Below are 19,980 nucleotides of genomic sequence, written 5' to 3' on the forward strand. Positions count from 1 at the left end.
GCCGCGCTGCCGAACACGCGCCCAAAGGCTCGTTGTATTTTCTCCAACCTTTTGAACGCCATATCGAAGGATAAGCATGACAGACAAGAACAAGGCGGAGCGGCGCCGGCTCGGTGGCTGGCTGCCGAGCAACGAAGAGCATCTCGCGCGCTACCGCACCAATCTCGCGGAAAAAGCCCGCGCCCGCGCGGCGCACGCGCCGCGTACAGACGCGGTGACACATCTCGCGGCGCTATTGAACGGCGACCCCGTGCTTCGTATGGATATGACCCGGGCCATCAACCAGGCGCTCGACGAGGGCTACGTACTCGGCTATTCGTCGATAGAAGAACTGATGACGATCATTGACTATTTGATGACGTATGCGCCGCCGTTCAGCGAGACGAGTTTGATCCACTGTCCATTGAATGCAGTGCTCGACTGGCCGATGTGCATGCCCTCCGGCTACGCGCTTTTTCGCGACCCGGCGTTCAATCAGCGGCTCAAGCATGTGCTCAATTGCTGGTGCGGCTTTTTGAGCGGGCCTCATTCGCGCGAACACCTGAATGCTTCTGCGCCGAACGGCTGGTTTTCGCCCGAGGCCGACAAGAAAATCAATCTGTCGCAGTTCTGCTGCGATCCAGATAAGCCGTACTGGGGCTTCTCCTCGTGGAACGACTTTTTCACGCGCCGCTTTCGCGAGGGCGCAAGGCCCGTGGATCAGCCGGATAACAACAAGATAATCGTCAGCGCTTGCGAGGCGGCCCCATACAACATCGAGACCGATGTCAAACTGACCGACAGCTTCTGGATCAAAGCGCAGCCTTATTCGCTGCTAGACATGTTCTCGGCCAGCCAGCGCGAGCTCGCGCAGCGCTTCGTCGGTGGTTCCATCTACCAGTGTTTTCTGAGCGCATTCGACTACCATCGCTGGCACGCGCCGATCAGCGGCGTGATCAAGAAAGCCTACGCGCTGGATGGCACCTATTATTCGGATGCCGATGCGGAAGGCCGCGACCCCGGCGGTCTGAACGACTCGCAGGGCTACATTACGGCTGTAGCAGCGCGAGCCGTGATCGTGATCGAAAGCGACGATCCCGCCATTGGGCAGGTGGGTTGCGTATTCGTGGGCATGGCCGATGTGTCTTCGTGCATGATCGAAGCACTGCCTGGGCAACGCGTTGCGAAAGGTGACGAGATCGGCTTCTTCCAGTACGGCGGCTCTACCTGCTGCCTCGTGTTCGAACCGGGCGTAATCGACAGGTTCGTGCCGCAACCGCCGTTCGACAATGCGCCCCCGGTGAAGGTGAAAACGCACATAGCGACGGCGAGGTAGCAAAACCGCCCGCTTTTTGCCGCCGGCTACAGGGCGGTGGGGAATGCCGCGAAAACCATCGCGGCATTCTTTTTATAGCGACTTCCCTGTGCAGCGGGCAAACACTCAGCCAGGTTGCTGACCGGAGCCAAGGTCCGCGCCCGTCACCGGGTCTGTCGTTGTATCGGAAGCGGTGCGCGAAGCGAGCGCGCCGAGTACTTCGACATCCGCTTGCGTGACGTTGACGGAGGGTAGACCGTCGCCGCCGTCCACTGCCGGTTGCGGGGCTTCGACAAACTCCCATTCCGGCCCTTCATTCCACGGGCCGCGTGCGTCGCCCTCGCCTGCGGACATGTTGTAGTACACGTTTGTAAATTCAGGCACGCCTGGCAGCTTGCCTTGCGGGAAGTTCGGCTGAATCGAATGCAGTGCTTTTTCGAACGACTTCTGGTGAGCGATTTCGCGCGTCATCAGAAAACCGAGGGCGTCCTTGATGCCGGGATCGTCCGTGACATTCAGGAGCCGCTCATAGACGATCTTCGCGCGTGCTTCGGCAGCAATGTTGGAGCGCAGGTCCGCGGTAGGCTCACCAATGGTGTCGATGTACGCCGCTGTCCACGGCACGCCGGCAGAGTTGGTCAGCGCAGGTCCGCCGCCGTAGAGCAGCGCGGTGGTGTGCGAGTCGTTGCCGCCGCCCGTGAGCGAGCGATACAGTTCGGCCTCCTGCTCCACACCTTCGGCCAACTGGCCCTTCGCACCCTTGTTCAACATGGCGACGATCGAACCGATCACTTCCAGGTGACTGAGTTCTTCTGTGGCAATGTCGAACAGCAAATCTTTGCGGCCCGGGTCGTCTTCGGCAACGGCCTGAGTGAAATACCGGCACGCCGCTGCCAGTTCGCCCTGGGGCCCGCCGAATTGCTCGAGCATCAGGTTGGCAAGACCTGGGTTGGGCGCTGCGACGCGCACGGTGTACTGAAGTCGCTTGTTGTGAACGAACATGGCTTCTCCGTTGAGTATGGTTGGGGAAAATTTGGACTGCGTGACGTTCTCCGCATGCGCCGTACCCGGTGCGAATGGGACGCGCTACGCGGTGCCCGAAAAGCGTCAGTTGCTTCGGGCACACCCGTTGCGCGATGCAGGGCTCCTTCACACTACCTGGGAGTCGCACATGACACAGCGAAAGACCATCGACGATCTGTTCGTTCACATGCTCTCGGACATTTACAGCGCGGAGAAGCAATTGACCAAGGCATTGGCGAAGCTTTCGCGTGCCGCGTCCGATCCGCAACTGAGCGAGGCGTTCAAAATCCACCTCGAAGAAACACAGGGGCAGGTGGAAAGAATCGATAAGGTTGTAGAAACGAGTGGCGTCAAGTTGAAAAGAATGAAGTGCGTTGCGATGGAAGGCCTGATCGAGGAAGGGCAGGAACTCATCGACGAAATAGAAAGGGGTCCGGTACTCGACGCCGGTCTGGTCGCCGCCGCGCAAAAGGTCGAACACTACGAAATTGCGGCTTATGGCAGCTTGTGCGCGATCGGCAAGCAACTGGGCTTTGCCGAAGCCGTGAATCTGCTGAAGGAAACGCTGGAAGAAGAGAAGGCAACCGACCTGAAGCTCACCGAGTTTGCCGAGCGGGCCGGCAACGAAAAGGCCAAGCAGAAGTAAATGGGAATTCCGCCGGGTTGAACCGAGGCGGAATGAACGCAGGCGTGTTGATGTTGCCGATCCCGCCCATGACTGGGCGGGTATTTTTTTGCGCGCGGCGCATTGCTGGTCAGCCCGCCTTCATCGCATGAAGGCGAGGTTGATCAGGTTTTGTCGCCGACAGCGTGGCTTCCGACCTGGTCGAGCTTGCTCTGCAGTTCCATCTTGCGCTTTGCAATCTTCCCACCAAGTGCCTTGACGTCGAGATTGGCCTTGCGCAGCTCGGGAAAAAGCTCGCTTTCTTCTTCCTCGACGTGATGCTGAACCATTTCGCTCATGACCTTGAAGGTCGCATCGAAACCCTTGTCCCCTGCCTTTAGCGTTTCGAATTTGCTAATTAGCGTCTTTACAAGGAAGTGTTCGACGTACGCTTCCTCGACGTCGACTACATCGCTCTCGGGAAGCGCTTCGCTCGCGGCTGGATAAAGCAGTTCTTCTTCGATGATCGTATGAATGGTCAGCTCTTCACACGCGCGTTGGGCGAGGGTCGCCTTCGCTTCGAGATCGTCTTCTTTGGCATTTTCGAACGCGGTAAAGAGCTTCTCTACTGCGCGATGATCCGCGATAAGCAGTTCGAGTGCGTCGTCTGTGTTAGGGGTCGGTTGTTTTTCTGGCATGTCGCTCTCCATGTTGGGCGCCGCCGCGCGGCGGCGCGTTCGAGCGAAACACCGCAAGCATTGTGCCTGTGGCACCGTTCCTGTTCAGCCGCACCTAGCTCCGGCTTTTGCGCGGCGCAGCAGCGTTGACGAGGGGATTGAACGCGGCGGTGCGGGGGGGTCTCTCCGCGGACGCGCTCGGCTTTTTCGCTTTGGCCGCACTGCTTTTCCGGCTGGACGGGGCGCCGCGCGTGCTGCCGGTCAGCTGTTCGGCGAGTTCCGCACTCTCGTCGTCTTCTGCCGGCTCGTCTTGCTCCTCTTCTGCCTGTTCGGTTTTACGTGACGCTCTGCTGGTCTTCTCTGTTCTTGCCGCGCCGGCAACGTGTTCAATCACGGACATGAACGACTTGCGGGCCGCACGCAACGATTCGCCTGGCAGCATTGTCAGCGCAACGACTTCATGGATAGATCGTCCGTCGACTGAGCGCTCGGTCGGCTCTGTGTCCCAGTCTGGTTTCGCGGTGGCAAAGGTGGCGAGAAGACGTTCAAGGACGGCGGGCGATAGCACGCCGCCGTCGTACAGGCTGATGATCGCGCGTTCAGCGAGCGCGAAAGGCGTATTGGAAGTTTTGGGCACCGTGCTCGCCTCTTTCGGGCGCAGGACGCGATAGTTCAGTTCAGTGATGCGCGACCGTCAGCCGGCCTGCCGCGATTCGGTGCCTTTCAGCTCGCCGTGCCGATGCGCGTGTGTGGCCGCGTATTTGAGCTCGAAGTGTGCGCCTTTGCCGCTGCGTGTCGGCGGAAAATGTTCTCCCTCCACGCATGTCACCTCGAATGTGTCTTTTCCGTCGTCATGAACCACTGAATAGATGCCGGATGTTCTGACTATTTCGCCAGGCTTGAATGAATTATCTCCTGCCATTTGAAAACTCCGTGAGTGAGTATGTAACACGGCTGGCGATGCAACGCTTGTGCCAGCCGCGTCGTTTCATCTGTCACATGCGTTCGAAAAATGCCCGCAATGGGCTGGCCTGTCGAGCGGGCCCCACAGGGCTGCTCTTTTCGAATAGCACCTGGACGATGCCGCGCGTGGGGACACTGACCCATGCGGATTGAATGTCTTTCGCGCGGACCCAGCGGCATCGGCGGATTTCGTGGCTTGGTACTGGCTCGACGTCGTCGGGAATGCGCGCGGCGAATACGTAGTGGCGAGTGCGTACGCCCCAGAACTCGAATACGTAATGAAGCGCGAGGTCGTTCAGTTGCGTCTCTTCAACGAGCTCGCGCACGGCCGCGGCGGATATGGGCTCGCCTGATTTGCACCGGCCGCCGGGCAGCGCCCATCTTCCATTGGATCTCGCGACCAGCAGAATGCGGTTGGCGCGCAGACACAGAACGGTGGCTCGGTGCTTCATGACATATCGGGCAAAGAGGTGCGACCTTACAAAGCATGCAGTGTGCCTTACCGCCGCTCGTCCGGGAACCACAAATGCTACTCGCAGGGCAGCGCTTTCTGGCCCTGCGCACGCGGGCTATTTTTTGCAATTCAATTTGAATCATTGTCTGTAGAGGTGGCGAATATGTCGAAGCCGCATCGGTTTCCACCCGCGCTCGCGGTCCCCGCGGTCGTATTGATCATTCTCGGTTTAGCGTTAGCAGCGGGCGGAGTTCCACTCGTCACGCTTGGCGGCTCCTGGTATTACGTCGTGACAGGTGTTGCGATTGCGCTGACGGGCGTGCTTCTCAGCATCCGCCGGCGCTCTGCGCTGTGGTTGTTCGCGCTGATTCTGTTCGGCTCGACAATCTGGGCGGTCGCGGAAGCGCGCTTCGACTTCTGGCAATTGCTGCCGCGTCTATGGGTTTGGCTTGTGCTCGCGTTGTGGCTCCTCTTGCCCCCTGTCACGCGCAAGCTGGTGTTCGGGCCGCCGGCCGCGCATCGCGAGGGCGTGGTGCCGTTGGCTGCCGCTGTCATCGTTACGGTGCTGCTTGGTATCGGCACCGCGTTCAATCACCCGTACGATCACCCCGGCACGCTTGCATCCACCGCGGCCACGCCCAGCGCGACGCTTGCCGGCGATGCAAACCGGCAGGCAGGCGACTGGACCGACTATGGCGGCTCGCCGCTCGGTCAGCGCTATTCGCCGCTGACGCAAATCACGCCGGAAAATGTCCGGCAACTGAAGGTGGCGTGGCAATTTGAAACGGGCGACAAGCCGGGTCCGAACGACCCCACGGAGACGACTGCCGAGAACACGCCGATCAAGGTGGGCAACAAGCTCTTCCTTTGCACGCCGCACAGTATCGTCATCGCACTGGACCCTGCGTCGGGTAAGGAGCTGTGGCGCTACGATCCGCATATTCAGAGCCCTGTCGGCTTCAAGCATTGGGAACATATGACATGCCGTGGGGTGTCTTATCACGACGACGCGATGTACCCCGCAAACGCGCCGGTGGCGGCGGACAGCGCGGCCGGTGCTTCGGCTGCTGCGTCGGACAGCGGGGCGGCTCAGGCAGGCAATGCAGCTTCTGACGCAGTTGCAAGTGTTGCTTCGAATGTGACTGCGGACGCATCGTCCAGCGCGGTTTCCACGAACGCTGCGACGCCTGCTTCCGCACCGGCCGCCGATGCGGCATCGACAAGCACTGCGGCAAACGCCGGTGCTTCGGCCCCGGCCGCGACCGCAACCGCGGCAAGCGACTCTTCAACGGCGACACAGCAAACAGCCAGCACCGCCGCAAGCGCCGAATGTCCGCGCCGCATTTTCCTGCCGACTGCCGATGCACGCCTCATCGCCCTCAATGCAGATACCGGTCAACCCTGCACACACTTCGGCAATAACGGTCAGATTGACCTGCGCACGAACATCGGTCCGTTCACGCCCGGCGGTTATTACTCGACCTCGCCGCCGGCGGTCACGCGCAACCTGGTGATTATCAGCGGCCACGTCACCGACAACGAATCGAACAACGAGCCCTCAGGCGTTACTCGCGCGTTCGACGTGCATGACGGTCATCTCGTGTGGAATTGGGACGCGGGCAATCCGGACGCGACGCAGCCCATTGGCCCGAATCAGACCTATGTTCGCAATTCGCCGAACATGTGGTCTGTGTTCAGCGTCGACGAAAAGCTCGGCATGGTTTATCTGCCGCTGGGCAATCAGACGCCCGACCAGTGGGGCGGCGCGCGCACGCCGGCGTCGGAAAAGGTCGCGGCGGGCGTGGTCGCACTAGATCTCGCCGACGGCCGGATGCGCTGGAATTATCAGTTCACACATCATGATCTGTGGGACATGGACGTGGGCGGCCAACCTTCGCTCATCGATTTGCAGACACCGGGCGGCGTGCAGCCTGCACTGATCGCGTCGACAAAGCAGGGCAGCATTTACGTGCTGAACCGCGAAACCGGCAAGCCTATTGTGCCGATTACCGAAGAACCGGTGCCGCAAGGTGCGGGAACCGGCGATCATACTTCGCCGACGCAGCCGTTCTCTGCACTGAACTTCAAGCCGCCAAAAGTGCGCGAGCGCGACATGTGGGGCACCAATCCGTTCGACCAGTTGTGGTGCCGCGTGAAGTTCAAGTCGCTGCGCTATGACGGCATGTTTACGCCGCCTTCCGAGCAGGGATCGCTGGTTTTCCCGGGCAATTTCGGCGTGTTCGATTGGGGTGGTGTGGCAGTGGACCCCGTGCGGCAAATACTCATTGCGAATCCGAGCTACATGGCTTTCACGTCGAAACTGATACCGCGCTCGCAGATTCCCGCGGACAACGGCGAGAAGAAGGGCAGCGAAACGAGCGGCATCAAGCTCGCTCGCGGCACGCCGTATGGGTTCGAGATCAACGCGTTTCTCTCGCCGCTCGGCATTCCGTGCCAGGCGCCGCCGTGGGGCTATGTGGCAGGCGTGGATTTGCGCACTAACCAGATTGCGTGGCAGCACAAGAACGGTACGATCCGCGATAGCGCGCCATTGCCTATCCCAATGCCTCTCGGCGTGCCGAGTCTGGGCGGCATGGTGACCACGGCCGGTGGCGTCGCGTTCCTCTCGGGCACGCTCGACTACTATGTGCGCGCCTACGATGTACGTACCGGCGACCGGCTGTGGCAGGCGCGTTTGCCCGCAGGCGGCCAGGCCACGCCAATGACGTATGCGGACAGCAACGGCAAGCAGTACCTGCTCGTCACGGCGGGCGGCCACGGCTCGCTGGGCACCAAGCAGGGGGACTACGTAGTCGCCTATACGTTGCCCTGAAAGGCGACGGTAGACTGAAAAGCAACGCGCGCCGGCAAATGCGGAGATCATCTCGCATTGCCGGCGCGCTTTTGCGTGGGTTTATCGGTAAGTGTTGAAAACGTTACGCGTTGCCGGGCAAACATTTCAGCCGACGAACCGTCGGCGAGCGTGTCACGAGCGGATCAATGCGCCGCCACGTGTAATACAGCTTTCAATACGCCTGCTACGAGGCCTACCGTCAGGACGCCCAGCATCCATAGGCCAACGAACCATGCGAAGCGTCGCCACATGTCAGTGATATCCCTCGCCAGGCCGCATTTTCCCTTTGAAAACGGAATACGCGTAAACGGTATAGCCGAGAATCATCGGAACGGTGATCGCGGCGCCCACCAGAAGAAAGAGCAGGCTCGCGTGCGGCGCGGCCGCATCGCGGAAAGAAATGGCGGGCGGTACCAGGTAGGGATAGAGGCTGATCAACAGCCCCGCGTAGCAAAGAATGAAAATGCCATACGCAAACAGCAAGGGCATGACATCCCGGCGCGCCAAAAGGCTGCGCCAGAAACCCGCGGCGAGAAGTACCAGCAGTACCGGCACCGGAGCCGTCAATGCAACGGCGGGCCAGCGGAACCAGCGCTCGGCGAGCGAGCTTTGCAGCATCGGCGTCCACAGGGTGACCACGACGATCAATGCGAGAACCGCGACTGCCATCGTGCGGGCGTAACGGCGGCAACGTTCATGCAGTGCTCCCTCGGTACGCCAGATCAGCCAGCATGAACCAAGCAATGCGTAGCCTACGATGACCGCGAGGCCGCACAACACAGTGAAACCGGTGAGCCAGTCCCACCAGCCGCCGGAATACGAAACTCCCTCTACGTGTATGCCCTGCAGCAGCCCTCCGAGTACGAGTCCCTGGCATAACGCAGCCACGGCCGAGCCCGTGAAAAACGCGAGATCCCACCACGCGCGCCCCGATCCTGTCGCGCGAAAACGGAATTCGAAAGCCACGCCGCGGAACACCAGCGCGAGCAGCATCGCGATGATAGGCGGATAAAGTGCGGGCAGGATGACCGAATAGGCAAGGGGAAACACCGCAAACAGCCCGCCGCCGCCGAGTACCAGCCAAGTCTCATTGCCGTCCCATACCGGCGCGATCGAATTGACCATCAGATCGCGGTCTTCGCGGTTGCGCTCGACCGCGAACAGGATGCCCACGCCCAGATCGAAGCCGTCGAGCAGCACGTACGCCAGCACGGCAAACGCGAGAATGGCGGCCCAAATGAGCGGCAAATCAATCGTGGCGGCTGTCATGGCGCGGGTCCTGCGAAAGAGAGTGGTCCGTGTTGAGGGATGCGGGTTGCCGCTGCGCGGGACCCGGCGTGATGCCCGCGCTGCGATGCGGTTTGTCCTTCGCGGGACCCTCCGTGGAAAGCGACGGCTGCCTCGCCATCAGCCGCAAAAGAAACACCATGGCTGCGCCGAACACGATCAGATACACCACGCCGAAGGCCGCCAGCGATACCGCCACCCCAGGCGCGGCGATGGGCGACACGCTGTCCACTGTACGCAGATGGCCATACACGGTGTATGGCTGACGGCCCACTTCTGTCACGGTCCAGCCGCACAGTAATGCGATCAGCCCGGACGGACCCATGGCGACCATGAGCCGATGCAGCCAGCGCGCGCGATAGAGCGAATGCCGGGCCCGCAGCGCGAGGCTGGCGAAGCCGGTCAGCGCCATCAGCACGCCAAGGCCGACCATGATGCGAAAGGCCCAGAAAATGAGCGGCGAATAGGGCCGATCTGCGGGTGCAAACTCCTTGAGGCCCTTGATCGAGCCATTCCAGGTGTGCGTGAGAATCAGCGCGCCCAGGTGCGGGATCTCAAGCGCATAGTCGGTGGTCTCGGTCTTCATATTTGGCATGCCGAACAATATGAGCGGCTGGCCCGGTTTCGATTCCCAGTCGCCTTCGAGCGCGGCGATCTTGGCCGGCTGATGCTTGAGCGTATTCACGCCGTGCTGATCGCCGGCGACGATCTGGATCGGCGCGACGATACACGCCATCCATAACGCCATTGAAGCCATCAGGCGCGCGGGCTCGTTGCCCGGATCTCGCAGCAGATGCCACGCGCCCACCGCCCCGACGATAAACGCCACGCTCAGATAAGCGGCCAGCACCATGTGCACGAGCCGGTAGGGGAACGACGGATTGAAGATAATGCTGAGCCAGTCGGCCGGGAAAAAGCGACCGTCCACCATAGTGAATCCCTGCGGCGTCTGCATCCATGAATTCACGGCCAGAATCCAGAATGCGCTCATCAGGGTGCCGACCGCCACGAGTACCGTCGCAAGAAAATGCAATTTCGGGCCGACGCGTTTCATGCCGAACAGCATTACCCCGAGAAAGCCGGACTCGAGAAAAAATGCAGTCAGCACTTCGTAGCCCATGAGCGGGCCCACTACGGGGCCGGCACGATAGGCGAAGCCCGCCCAGTTGGTGCCGAACTCATACGACATGACGAGACCCGACACCACGCCCACGCCGAACACCACGGCGAAAATCGTCAGCCAGTAGCGGAATACCGCCAGATAGACTGGCTTGCCAGTCACGAGCCAGGCGCCTTCGAGCACTGCCAGGTAGCTTGCGAGCCCGATCGAGATCGCCGGAAAAATGATGTGAAAGGCGATGGTGAAACCGAATTGCGTCCGGGCGAGAAAGAGAGCGTCAACCGAGGGTGGCATCGCGATACCTCTTGTTCAGGACGTGAAACGCGCAGGGCAAACGGTGCGTTGCGGCGCGACGCGCTCATGAAGGGTAGCAAATCCGTGACCCGGCTGCGCGCGTTGGCAAGTGTGCGCTGCGCTCGGCGAGGCCGCTAGCAGAACTGTAAACCGGTTGTCAGCCACGCATGCGGGTCGTCAAACAGGTACATGCATTGCTGCGCGCTTATGCATTCTCGATTGGGGGAGACGGTGATGAAAGAGAAGGACACGACAAAAGATTACCCATTTGCCTCCGGCGGCTGGGGATCATTGAGGGCAGTCACGACGATCCTCGCGCAGGAGCATGTGGGCGTGAAGGACAGCGCGGCCCTCGCCAAACAGAACAAGCCCGACGGCTTCATGTGCGTGAGCTGTTCATGGGCCAAGCCAGCCGACCCCCATGTGTTCGAGTTTTGCGAGAGCGGTGCGAAGGCGACTGCGTGGGATCTCACGTCAAAGCGAATGACGCCCGAGTTCTTTCAACTGCACACGGTGACGGAACTGCTGTCATGGCACGATCACGACCTGGAGGAGGCAGGGCGTCTCACCGCGCCGTTGCGCTATGACCCGACGACCGACAAATACGTGCAGATCGGCTGGCAACAGGCATTCGACGAAATCGGCCGCGAGCTCAACCAGCTCGAGCCGGACAGCGTGGTGTTCTACGCGTCGGGCCGCGCCTCCCTCGAAACCTCATACATGTATCAGCTTTTCGCTCGCATGTACGGCACGAACAACTTGCCGGACAGCTCCAACATGTGTCACGAGAGCACGAGTGTAGGCCTGAAGGAAGCGATCGGGGTGGGTGTCGGCACCATTACGCTCGAAGACTTCGAGAAGACGGATCTGATGTTCTTCTTCGGGCAGAACGTCGGCACGAATAGTCCGCGCATGCTTCATCAGTTGCAGGACGCGCGCAAACGCGGCGTGCCGATCATCACATTCAACCCGCTTCGCGAACCGGGCCTCGTGCGCTTTGCCAATCCACAGTCGCCAGTGCAGATGCTCATGCCGGACAACACGCAGATCAGCACGCAATATCATCAGGTAAAGACAGGCGGCGATACGGCGGCAATTCTCGGCATCTGCAAGGCGGTGATTGCGGCGGACGATCTCGCCATCGAACAGGCGCGGCCCCGCGTAATCGACGTCGATTTCGTTCGGGAGCACACCACCGGCTATGAAGCATTCGCGAACTATGCGCGCGAAGTACCGTGGGCGGAGATCGAGAAAGTGAGCGGCCTGCCGCGCGACGCGATGGAAGCCGCAGCCGCCGAGTACATCAAGGCCAATGCCGTGATGATCCATTACGGCATGGGCCTGACCCAGCACAGACTGGGCGTGCAGAACGTGCGCATGGTGTGCAACCTGCTGTTGCTGCGCGGCAATATCGGCAAACCCGGCGCCGGCCCTTCGCCCGTGCGCGGCCACTCGAATGTGCAGGGGCAGCGCACGGTGGGCATTACCGAGAAACCCGAACTTGCGCCGCTCGACAAGCTGGCGAGCCAGTTCTCGTTTGAACCGCCGCGCAAGAAAGGCCTGAATACGGTAGAGGCATTCGAGGCAATGCTCAAGGGCGAGATCAAGGGGGTGTTCAATCTGGGCGGCAATCTTGTGCGTTCCGTGCCGGACCGGTTGCGGATCGAGCCGGCCTGGCGCGCTTTACGGCTGAACGTGAACGTTGCGACGAAGCTCAACCGCAGCCATCTCGTTCACGGCGAGGTCTCGTACATTCTGCCGTGTTTGAGCCGCATTGAAATAGACCGGCAGGCCAGCGGCGAGCAGGCGGTCTCGATGGAAGACAGCACCTCCTGCATGCATGGCTCGCGCGGCGTGGCCGAGCCCGCCAGTGAGAATATTCGCTCAGAGCCTTACATCATCGCCGGTATTGCGAAGGCGACGCTAGGTAGCCGCTTCAATGTGGATTGGGACGGGTGGCGAGATGACTACTCGGTAGTGCGGGATGAAATCGCGAAGACGTACCCGGAGATCTTCCACGACTTCAACCAGCGTATGTGGACGCCAGGCGGCTTTCACAAGCCATTGCCGGCCCGTGAGCGGCAATGGAAAACGAAGAGCGGCAAGGCGGAGTTCATGGTGCCGAAGGCGCTGGGCGAAGATCCCGATATGCCCGAGCGCGGAGCAGACGCGCTGCGGCTCATGACACTGCGCTCCGACAGCCAGTTCAATACGACCATCTACGGACTGGACGACCGTTTTCGCGGCGTCAAAGGCAGCCGCATGATTGTGCTGATGAATAAGGACGATATGGCGGCCAACGGTCTTTCCGAAGGAGACAGGATCGGCCTGCAAACGATTTCCGACGACGGCTTCGAGCGGCGCGTAACCGGCCTGACCGTGAAGGCATACGACATTCCTGCTGGGTGTATCGGAGGTTATTACCCTGAATGCAACCCGCTTTTGCCGCTTTGGCATTACGCAGAAGAGAGCAAAGTGCCCGGCGCCAAATCGATCCCGGTGAGGATTGTCGACAAGCCGGGCGCGTCCGCCTCTGCGTGAGCGGGACGCCGGGCCGATCAGCAAATGGCCCGGCAAACCCGCTTTCATGCGCAATGGTTGCCGGTTAGTCGGCGTAGCGCGTTCTGCGCGTTTTCGGCAGACAATGAGTCGCGCCGATCACGAGCAGCGAGCCGAGCAGGAAAGTAGCAATCGGAAAAGTGCCTGCGGTGTTCACGGCAATTTCGCGCGGACGTTCGCCGAGAAGCTGAAGTCTGCGGCGGGTCATCTTCGCACCTAGCGAACGCAGCTCGTTTTTCAATGCGCGCTCGGCGGTGGGCAGCAGCACCGTTTCCTCGTCGGCCACATGGTGCATGACTTCGCGCATCAGTTGCTGGAACAGGCCGTCGAACGCAGCGTCTTCCGGGCCGCTCGCGCGCAGCTTCGCAATGGTGGCGCGCATTTCGTCGTGTTCGGGCCGGCTCTTTTCGAGCGTCTGATCGTCGCTGAGTACGCCGCTCAGTGCCGGATAAAAGATCTCTTCTTCGAGTTGCGCATGTATTTCAAGCGCGGCGCACACGGAATTGACAATGGCGCGCTTGCGCCACCACGGACTGTCCGCGTGATAGCGATGAAATGCGGTGAGTACATGCATATGATCGAGGCGGATCATCGCGGTGATGGTCGGGGACATCGAGGAATTGCTATCGGGCATGGCAGTTCTCCAGAATGACGTGGCGCCAGGCGTCGGTATTGGGGGTTGTCGGCATGCGTAAGCTCGGCATGCGGGCGCTCGCGGATGCGCCACCTCCCGCATTCCGCATTCCTGCAATGCCTCGGCTAGTCAGGAATTTTTTCTATGTCGCGCAGCCAGACGGTTGCCTCGCTGTCACTCGGCGCGCGCCAGTCGCCGCGCGGCGACAGGGAGCCGCCCGAGCCCACCTTCGGCGCATTGGGAATGCAGGAGCGCTTGAACTGGCTAGTGTGGAAAAAGCGCTCGGCAAAGATCGTCAGATTGCGTTTGATGTCGGCGAGCGTGTATTCGTTGCGCGTGACATTCCGGCCTGCTGGCCAGACGCCACGCTCGCGGTCAGCCCAGGCACTATGTGCAAGAAACGCAACCTTCGACGGCGTAAAACCAAAGCGCAACAGGTAATACAGATTGAAGTCCTGCAATTCGTACGGCCCGATAATGCTTTCCGTTTTCTGGTCGATCACTTTCTCGACTTTCCCCGGTACCAGTTCCGGGCTGATTTCGGTTGCAAGAATCTGCTCCAGCACGCGCGAACCCGCCTCGCCCACCTGGCCTGATTCCGCGACCCAGCGGACCAGATGCGTGATCAGCGTCTTCGGCACGCTCGCATTGACGCTGTAATGCGACATGTGATCGCCGACACCATAGGTACACCAGCCGAGAGCGAGTTCGCTGAGATCGCCCGTGCCGATCACGATGGCCTGATGAAAATTGGCGAGCCTGAAAAGATGGCTGGTGCGCTCGCCTGCCTGAACGTTCTCGAATGTAACGTCATACTGCTTTTCGCCTTCTGCGAAGGGGTGATGCAAGTCTTTCAGCATTTGCATGCAGCTTGGACGGATGTCGATTTCCTCCATCGAACAGCCCACCGCCTGCATCAGATCTTTCGCTTGCTGGAGCGTACGGTTGCTGGTTGCAAAGCCCGGCATCGTGTAGCCGAGAATATTCGAGCGCGGCAGCTTCAGGCGGTCCATCGCTTTGGCGCACACGAGCAGGGCCTGAGTGGAATCGAGCCCGCCTGAAACGCCGATCACCACTTTCGAGATCTTTGCGGCGCCGAGCCGCTGCAAAAGCCCCTGCACCTGAATGTTATAGACCTCGGCGCAGCGTTCATCGCGCGTGGCCGGATTGGACGGCACGTAGGGGAAGCGGTTCACCGCACGCATGAGCGGAAGATGCTGCGCGGCAGGCATCGAAGCGGGCACACTAATTACCTGGAACTTGGCCACTTCCTGTGCGTGGCGGCGCGTGGATTGGCCGAACGTGGTCTGTCGCATCCGCTCACGCGAGAGCCGCTCGAGGTCGACGTCGCCATAAATGATGTGCGACGTATCGAGGAATCGCCCGGATTCCGCGAGCATTTCGCCGTTTTCGTAGATCAGCGCCTGGCCGTCCCATGCGAGATCGGTCGAGGATTCGCCGCGGCCCGCCGACGAATACAGATACGCGGACAGGCAACGCGCGGATTGCTGGCCCACCAGTTGATGCCGGTAGCCCGACTTGCCGATCACGATATTCGACGCCGAAAGGTTCACCAGTACCGTTGCGCCCGCTAGCGCGGCAAACGACGAAGGCGGGACCGGAACCCACACGTCCTCGCATATCTCAATGTGAAAACGGAAAAGCGGCGCTTCTGGAACTTCGAAGAGCAGGGCCGCACTGAAAGGCACTTGCTGGCCGCACAATGTCACCTGGCTGCAGGAGGCGTTCTCTGCCGCGCTGAATTGCCGGGCTTCGTAGAACTCGCCATAGTTGGGCAAATAGCTCTTGGGCACGACCCCGCACAACTTGCCGTTCGAAATGACGAGTGCGCAATTGAAAAGCTTATGCTCGATCGCGAGCGGTGCGCCGATCACAAGTATCGCGGGAATATTGGTGGACGCCGCAACGATGTCCGCGATTGCGGCCGTGCAAGCATCGAGCAGGGTGCGCTGATGGAACAGGTCATCGCAGGTGTAGGCCGATATCCCCAGCTCTGGAAATACCACGAGCGCGGCCCCCTGTTGCGCGGCTTCCTGCGCGAGGCACAGCGTTTCTTGCGCATTGAATTGCGGATCGGCGACGCGGCACACGGGAACGGCAACCGCGACGCGTGCGAAATCGTGGCTGTACAGATTGAAAAAAGATCGCGTCATGGTGTGCGGCGCCTCGCGTTGGGCAACTCGTTGAAATAATGTTCGATGCGTGATAGCGCATAGAGCGCCGCGTTCTGCCTGATGGTGGTGCGGTCGCCGCCGAACACGCGCGTCTCGCTGAACATGTACTCGCCGTCGCGGCGTTTATAGCGCCATGCGAAACATTGGGTGCCCGGCGCGAGGTCTTCGCCCGCGGGCGGTGGCCCAGCAATGCCGGTATTCGCCACCGCAATATGCGCCGAGCACGCTTCGAGCGCAAGTACGCCGGTGGCCATTTCGCGGGCCACCTCCTCGCTCGTCAGCCCATACTCTTCGATGGTCTTGGCCTGCACGTTGAGCACGCCGCATTTCCCCGAAGGCGAATACACGACAAGGCCCACGTCGAGGCAGGCGCCGCTACCCGGCACGTCGGCGATCAGCGATGCGATGAGGCCGCCGGTGCATGATTCGGCGGTGGCGATCACAAGACCGCGCGACGACAGGAATCCAACCACGCTGCGGGGAATGTTCATTTTTCCGTCCTCGTTTCTTCAAGGTGGACATGCGCTTCTCTGTAAGCGAAGCAAGTGGGATACCCGTTGCGCGCACAGCTTCATGCAACGGCACGATCATTGCTCGATCTACACGTCCCTTGACTGGGGCGCCATGGTTGTTTGTTCGTTCGGCCCGCCGCAGACCGGCGGGCCTTTTTTTTGGCGGCGTTCAGGCAGGGGCGGAGCGTCAGCGTGATCGGTACAGCGATTGCTGTTTCCTCTGTGGCATGCAACGGGATGCAACGGCATGAAGCGGCACGCAGCGGCACGAAGCGGCATGCGATCACATGCGACGGAAGGAGGCGACGCCCATGATGTTTCCCACAATCGTAATTAATCGCGAGGCTCCGTCCTCGACCGATGCGCTCACGCTGCTCGACGAACTGAGCGCCACGCTTGCACTGTTTACCGGGGACGGAGGGCAAAGCCGCTTCTCGATTCACGATGTGGTGCTGGAGCGCTCGCGATTTCTGGTGGCGAGAAGCGATTGCGCGACGCCGCTTGGCTGCGGCGCATTCCGGCCGCTAGGCGAGCATATTGCCGAGCTCAAGCGCCTGTATGCGCGTCAAGGCGCGGATGGCGTAGGCGCCGCAATCCTCGCGCGGCTCGAGAAAGAAGCGGCGGAACTGGGCTACCAGGCGTTGTGGCTCGGCACTCACATGAACAATCGCCGCGCTATCGAGTTCTACGAAAAGCATGGCTTCCATCGCATTGCTCCGTATGGACCGTATGTGAGCAAGACCGACGCTTGCTGTTATGAAAAGCGCCTCGACGGGCAGGCGCCCGACAATCAGCGCAGGGAAACCATGCGCGATGCCTGACGCATCGCCGCGCCCGCGTATCGCGGTTGCATTGCATGGTGCTGCACTGCGCGAGCCGCGCTATTTGTGCAGCTTTTGCCGCAACGACTGCACATCGTTCGCGGTAATGGGACGCGCGTCGTTGCCCCACGAAGCGCGAATCCATGACAGCACATTTGCCATTTGCGCATTCGTGAGCGTTTGAGCGAAGCCGGGCATGGCCTGGCGCGGCGGCCCGCTGATGGTCGCGGGACTATTGCCGCCTTCCACCATCAGGCGGATCAGCGAGGTGGTGTCTTCCGTCAGTACGGACGGATTGCCTGCCAGCCGCGGAAACACATTCGGCACGCCAGTACCCTCGACACCGTGACATTGTGCGCAGAACGAACTATAGACTCGGGCGCCCACGGACTGCGGCGCATCGACACGATTGCCGTTACGGGACGGCAGATCCGGCTGCGCATGCGGCTCATAGCGCCCCGAGGGTTTTTGCGCGGGCAGTGACTTCAGATAATGCGCCATGGCGAGCGCATCTTCGTCGCTCAGATACTGACTGCTGTCTTCCACCTGTTCGACCATCGAGCCGAAGGCGGCAAGGCCCGCGCCGTGGCCGGTCTTGAGAAACGCGGCGAGATCCTTTTCGCTAATGCGCCCGAGCCCCGAGCCCGGATCGCCGGTCAGATTCGGCGCGAACCAGTTGTCGTTGACGCCGCCCGTCAGATATGTCGACGAAGTTTCGTCGTAGCCTCGCTCCTGGAAGCCCGGGCCGCGCGGTGTGTGGCAGGCACCGCAGTGACCGGGGCCCTGAACCAGAAACGCACCGCGATTCCATTGCGCATCGCGACCGGGCTTCGGTCGATACGGTTCTTGCGGCGCAAACGCCTGCTGCCAGAAATACAGCAGCCAGCGCTGATTGAAGGGAAAGGGGATTTTGCTGGGCGGGGCTGGTTCCGGCACGGGCTTCACCGCGTGCATGAAATAGGCGTAGAGCGCGCGCATGTCGTCATCGGACATTTTGGAGAACGACGCATACGGCATGGCCGGATAAAGCCGCTTGTTGCCAGGCGAGACGCCTTCGCGCACGGAGCGCGCGAACTCTTCATAGCTGAATGCGCCGATGCCATAGCGGCTGTCGGGCGAGATGTTGCTGCTCATGATGGTGCCGAAGGGCGACGTGAGTCCGAGGCCGCCCCCGTACGCCTGCTCACCGACGGCCGTGTGGCATCCCGCGCAATCGGACGCTTTCGCGAGATAGTCGCCGCGCGCCACCAGCGCGGCTTGTGCGTCCGGCTGCTGGGGGCGCGCAGAACGCGCCGGCAAGATGCAGAGCATTGCGGCAGCGACCAGCGCGGTGCGTTTCAAACGCGACGTCATGAGCGGCTGTCCCGGCGCACGGCGAGGGCGTTGGGCATAAGCGTCGCTGGCGCGCGGTGCATCAGCCAGCGTGCGCCGGTGGCGAGCGCCGCGACCAGATACGCCAGGCCACCGGGCACCCACATCACGAGTCCGCCCAGTTGCTGATCCTGTAACGGATCGAAACCGAGTGCCGCCGTAGGCTCGATATACGCGGGATACCAGAGGCCCGGCGCGAGCGTGAGCAATGCGCCCAGCGCGCCGGTGTGCACCATCGTCGTGAAGAGCGACAGCATGGCGTAGCCGCTTTGCTCGCGCTGCGCAGTTTCGCCGAACACGGTCCACCAGAACACTAGCGCGCTCAGCAGAAAGCTCGCGTGCTGAAGCGTATGGATGCTGGACGATGCGAGCGCCGCCTCGAAAAGACGCGGCATATGCCAGGCCCACAGCGCGGCTGCATGCAGCAGCCAGGCGACGGCCGGCGCGCACAGCGTGCGCCACAGTCCGCGCAGGGCCGGAGTGCGGACCGCCGCGGCGATTCTGTGACGCAGCGCGGGCGGAAAGGCCCACAGCCATACGCCGAGCGGCCTGCTGAGCACGAGTAGTGGCGCGGCGACGATCATCATTAATTCGTGCTGAACCATATGCGCGGAAAAGAGCGCAGCGCTCAGTGCATCGAGCGGCGAAGCGAGCGCGATGACGAGCGTGAGCCACCCGAGCCCGAACGCCCCGAGCTGTCGCACGCGAATGCGGCGACCGCGTCTGCTGCGCGCGCGCAGGTGCCGGTAGCCTGCCGCATACAAAGCGAGACTCGCCATCAGCAAGGCGATCACCCAAGGTTCGAAGGTCCAGCGCAGCACGGGCGGTGCACTGCGTTCAGCGCTACTGAGCACATGCGCTTGCACGTTGCCGCAAGCGCAGGCCACGTACGCGATACACGCCACGTACGCAACACGCCCAACACGCGCCACATGCGCCACAGCCGCGGCACGTGCAGGCAGACGGTATCCTGTTCTTTTCATTGCACGCATGGAGAAATGAGCCATTGCGGTATCCACATCGCGACGAGCGCGAGCGTCGAGATCATGCCGACCCATGTGGCCGCGCAGGCAAGCATTGCGGGCCGCGCGGGCAGTGCGGGCGCGCTCGCCGGAGCGATCATGCCCGCCTCGCGCCAGCGGTGCCATGCCAGCAGCGTGGCGACAAGCGAAAAAAGCAGCGCCGTGCCAGTCACGCTGCCGAGCGGCAACGCCGTTCGCCACGCGCATGAGGGCGTGACGAGCGCGTAGTCAGCGCTCAGCGCGCCGAGTACCGCGCACGGTGCACCAAGAAGCGCAAGCCAGGTTCGCATCGCAAA

18 protein-coding genes are annotated in these 19,980 nt (G+C 61.4%); 5 read left to right on the plus strand and 13 right to left on the minus strand.

Annotated features, from left to right (window positions below):
* Nucleotides 1–76: 76 nt before the first annotated feature.
* The gene (locus F757_RS0101300) at nucleotides 77–1,315 is read left to right on the plus strand and encodes a phosphatidylserine decarboxylase family protein (RefSeq protein ID WP_027209792.1); all 1,239 of its coding nucleotides are present in this window, start codon (nucleotides 77–79) and stop codon (nucleotides 1,313–1,315) included.
* A 105-nt stretch (nucleotides 1,316–1,420) separates the two neighbouring features.
* Here the strand turns inward: F757_RS0101300 and F757_RS0101305 are convergent, their stop codons facing one another.
* Nucleotides 1,421–2,296, minus strand: a complete 876-nt coding sequence (locus tag F757_RS0101305) for a manganese catalase family protein (protein ID WP_027209793.1) — start codon at nucleotides 2,294–2,296, stop codon at nucleotides 1,421–1,423.
* Nucleotides 2,297–2,465: 169 nt separating this feature from the next.
* Between F757_RS0101305 and F757_RS0101310 the strand changes: the two genes are divergently transcribed.
* Nucleotides 2,466–2,963 (plus strand): YciE/YciF ferroxidase family protein, encoded by a 498-nt coding sequence (locus F757_RS0101310; RefSeq protein ID WP_027209794.1) that lies wholly within the window; start codon nucleotides 2,466–2,468, stop codon nucleotides 2,961–2,963.
* 143 nt (nucleotides 2,964–3,106) lie between these two features.
* Here F757_RS0101310 and F757_RS0101315 read toward each other — a convergent pair whose 3' ends face one another.
* From F757_RS0101315 to F757_RS0101330, 4 genes are all read right to left on the minus strand, one after another.
* Nucleotides 3,107–3,619 carry a hemerythrin domain-containing protein gene (locus tag F757_RS0101315; RefSeq protein ID WP_027209795.1) on the minus strand — a complete coding sequence of 171 codons (513 nt, stop codon included), beginning with the start codon at nucleotides 3,617–3,619 and terminating at the stop codon, nucleotides 3,107–3,109.
* Nucleotides 3,620–3,713: 94 nt separating this feature from the next.
* Nucleotides 3,714–4,235 carry a hypothetical protein gene (locus F757_RS0101320; RefSeq protein WP_027209796.1) on the minus strand — a complete coding sequence of 174 codons (522 nt, stop codon included), beginning with the start codon at nucleotides 4,233–4,235 and terminating at the stop codon, nucleotides 3,714–3,716.
* A 57-nt stretch (nucleotides 4,236–4,292) separates the two neighbouring features.
* The gene (locus tag F757_RS36400; protein ID WP_027209797.1) at nucleotides 4,293–4,520 is read right to left on the minus strand and encodes a hypothetical protein; all 228 of its coding nucleotides are present in this window, start codon (nucleotides 4,518–4,520) and stop codon (nucleotides 4,293–4,295) included.
* Between the two features lie 73 nt (nucleotides 4,521–4,593).
* Complete coding sequence (locus F757_RS0101330) at nucleotides 4,594–5,013, minus strand: NUDIX hydrolase (RefSeq protein WP_027209798.1); 420 nt, start codon at nucleotides 5,011–5,013, stop codon at nucleotides 4,594–4,596.
* Nucleotides 5,014–5,178: 165 nt separating this feature from the next.
* Between F757_RS0101330 and F757_RS0101335 the strand changes: the two genes are divergently transcribed.
* Nucleotides 5,179–7,848, plus strand: a complete 2,670-nt coding sequence (locus tag F757_RS0101335) for a glucose/quinate/shikimate family membrane-bound PQQ-dependent dehydrogenase (RefSeq protein WP_027209799.1) — start codon at nucleotides 5,179–5,181, stop codon at nucleotides 7,846–7,848.
* 273 nt (nucleotides 7,849–8,121) lie between these two features.
* Here the strand turns inward: F757_RS0101335 and cydB are convergent, their stop codons facing one another.
* Together cydB and F757_RS0101345 are read right to left on the minus strand one after the other, a co-directional pair.
* Complete coding sequence (gene cydB, locus F757_RS0101340) at nucleotides 8,122–9,138, minus strand: cytochrome d ubiquinol oxidase subunit II (protein ID WP_027209800.1); 1,017 nt, start codon at nucleotides 9,136–9,138, stop codon at nucleotides 8,122–8,124.
* Nucleotides 9,119–10,570 (minus strand): cytochrome ubiquinol oxidase subunit I, encoded by a 1,452-nt coding sequence (locus tag F757_RS0101345; RefSeq protein WP_027209801.1) that lies wholly within the window; start codon nucleotides 10,568–10,570, stop codon nucleotides 9,119–9,121. Before F757_RS0101345 ends, cydB begins: the two co-directional genes overlap by 20 nt.
* Before the next feature lie 234 nt (nucleotides 10,571–10,804).
* On the opposite strand from F757_RS0101345, the gene F757_RS0101350 reads away from it, so the two are divergent.
* The gene (locus tag F757_RS0101350) at nucleotides 10,805–13,111 is read left to right on the plus strand and encodes an FdhF/YdeP family oxidoreductase (RefSeq protein ID WP_027209802.1); all 2,307 of its coding nucleotides are present in this window, start codon (nucleotides 10,805–10,807) and stop codon (nucleotides 13,109–13,111) included.
* 64 nt (nucleotides 13,112–13,175) lie between these two features.
* Here the strand turns inward: F757_RS0101350 and F757_RS0101355 are convergent, their stop codons facing one another.
* The 3 genes from F757_RS0101355 to F757_RS0101365 form a co-directional block, all read right to left on the minus strand.
* Entirely contained in the window at nucleotides 13,176–13,763 is a 588-nt protein-coding gene (locus F757_RS0101355) for a hemerythrin domain-containing protein (protein WP_027209803.1), read from the minus strand.
* Nucleotides 13,764–13,888: 125 nt separating this feature from the next.
* The gene (locus F757_RS0101360) at nucleotides 13,889–15,937 is read right to left on the minus strand and encodes an NAD(+) synthase (protein WP_027209804.1); all 2,049 of its coding nucleotides are present in this window, start codon (nucleotides 15,935–15,937) and stop codon (nucleotides 13,889–13,891) included.
* Complete coding sequence (locus F757_RS0101365) at nucleotides 15,934–16,449, minus strand: CinA family protein (protein ID WP_027209805.1); 516 nt, start codon at nucleotides 16,447–16,449, stop codon at nucleotides 15,934–15,936. Before F757_RS0101365 ends, F757_RS0101360 begins: the two co-directional genes overlap by 4 nt.
* A 332-nt stretch (nucleotides 16,450–16,781) precedes the next feature.
* Here F757_RS0101365 and F757_RS0101370 point away from each other — a divergent pair, with 332 nt between their 5' ends.
* Nucleotides 16,782–17,291 carry a GNAT family N-acetyltransferase gene (locus F757_RS0101370; RefSeq protein ID WP_027209806.1) on the plus strand — a complete coding sequence of 170 codons (510 nt, stop codon included), beginning with the start codon at nucleotides 16,782–16,784 and terminating at the stop codon, nucleotides 17,289–17,291.
* A gap of 60 nt (nucleotides 17,292–17,351) precedes the next feature.
* Here F757_RS0101370 and F757_RS0101375 read toward each other — a convergent pair whose 3' ends face one another.
* The 3 genes from F757_RS0101375 to F757_RS0101385 are packed head-to-tail and all read right to left on the minus strand — an operon-like array spanning nucleotide 17,352 to nucleotide 19,974.
* Nucleotides 17,352–18,644: a c-type cytochrome gene (locus F757_RS0101375; protein ID WP_027209807.1), complete on the minus strand. Its 1,293-nt coding sequence runs from the start codon at nucleotides 18,642–18,644 to the stop codon at nucleotides 17,352–17,354.
* Complete coding sequence (locus tag F757_RS0101380) at nucleotides 18,641–19,669, minus strand: cytochrome c oxidase assembly protein (protein ID WP_027209808.1); 1,029 nt, start codon at nucleotides 19,667–19,669, stop codon at nucleotides 18,641–18,643. Before F757_RS0101380 ends, F757_RS0101375 begins: the two co-directional genes overlap by 4 nt.
* A complete protein-coding gene (locus F757_RS0101385) occupies nucleotides 19,642–19,974 on the minus strand; it encodes a hypothetical protein (protein ID WP_027209809.1) in 333 nt (110 codons plus the stop codon). Before F757_RS0101385 ends, F757_RS0101380 begins: the two co-directional genes overlap by 28 nt.
* Nucleotides 19,975–19,980: the final 6 nt, after the last annotated feature.

This window comes from Burkholderia sp. WSM2232, assembly GCF_000472545.1.
GTDB lineage: Bacteria > Pseudomonadota > Gammaproteobacteria > Burkholderiales > Burkholderiaceae > Paraburkholderia.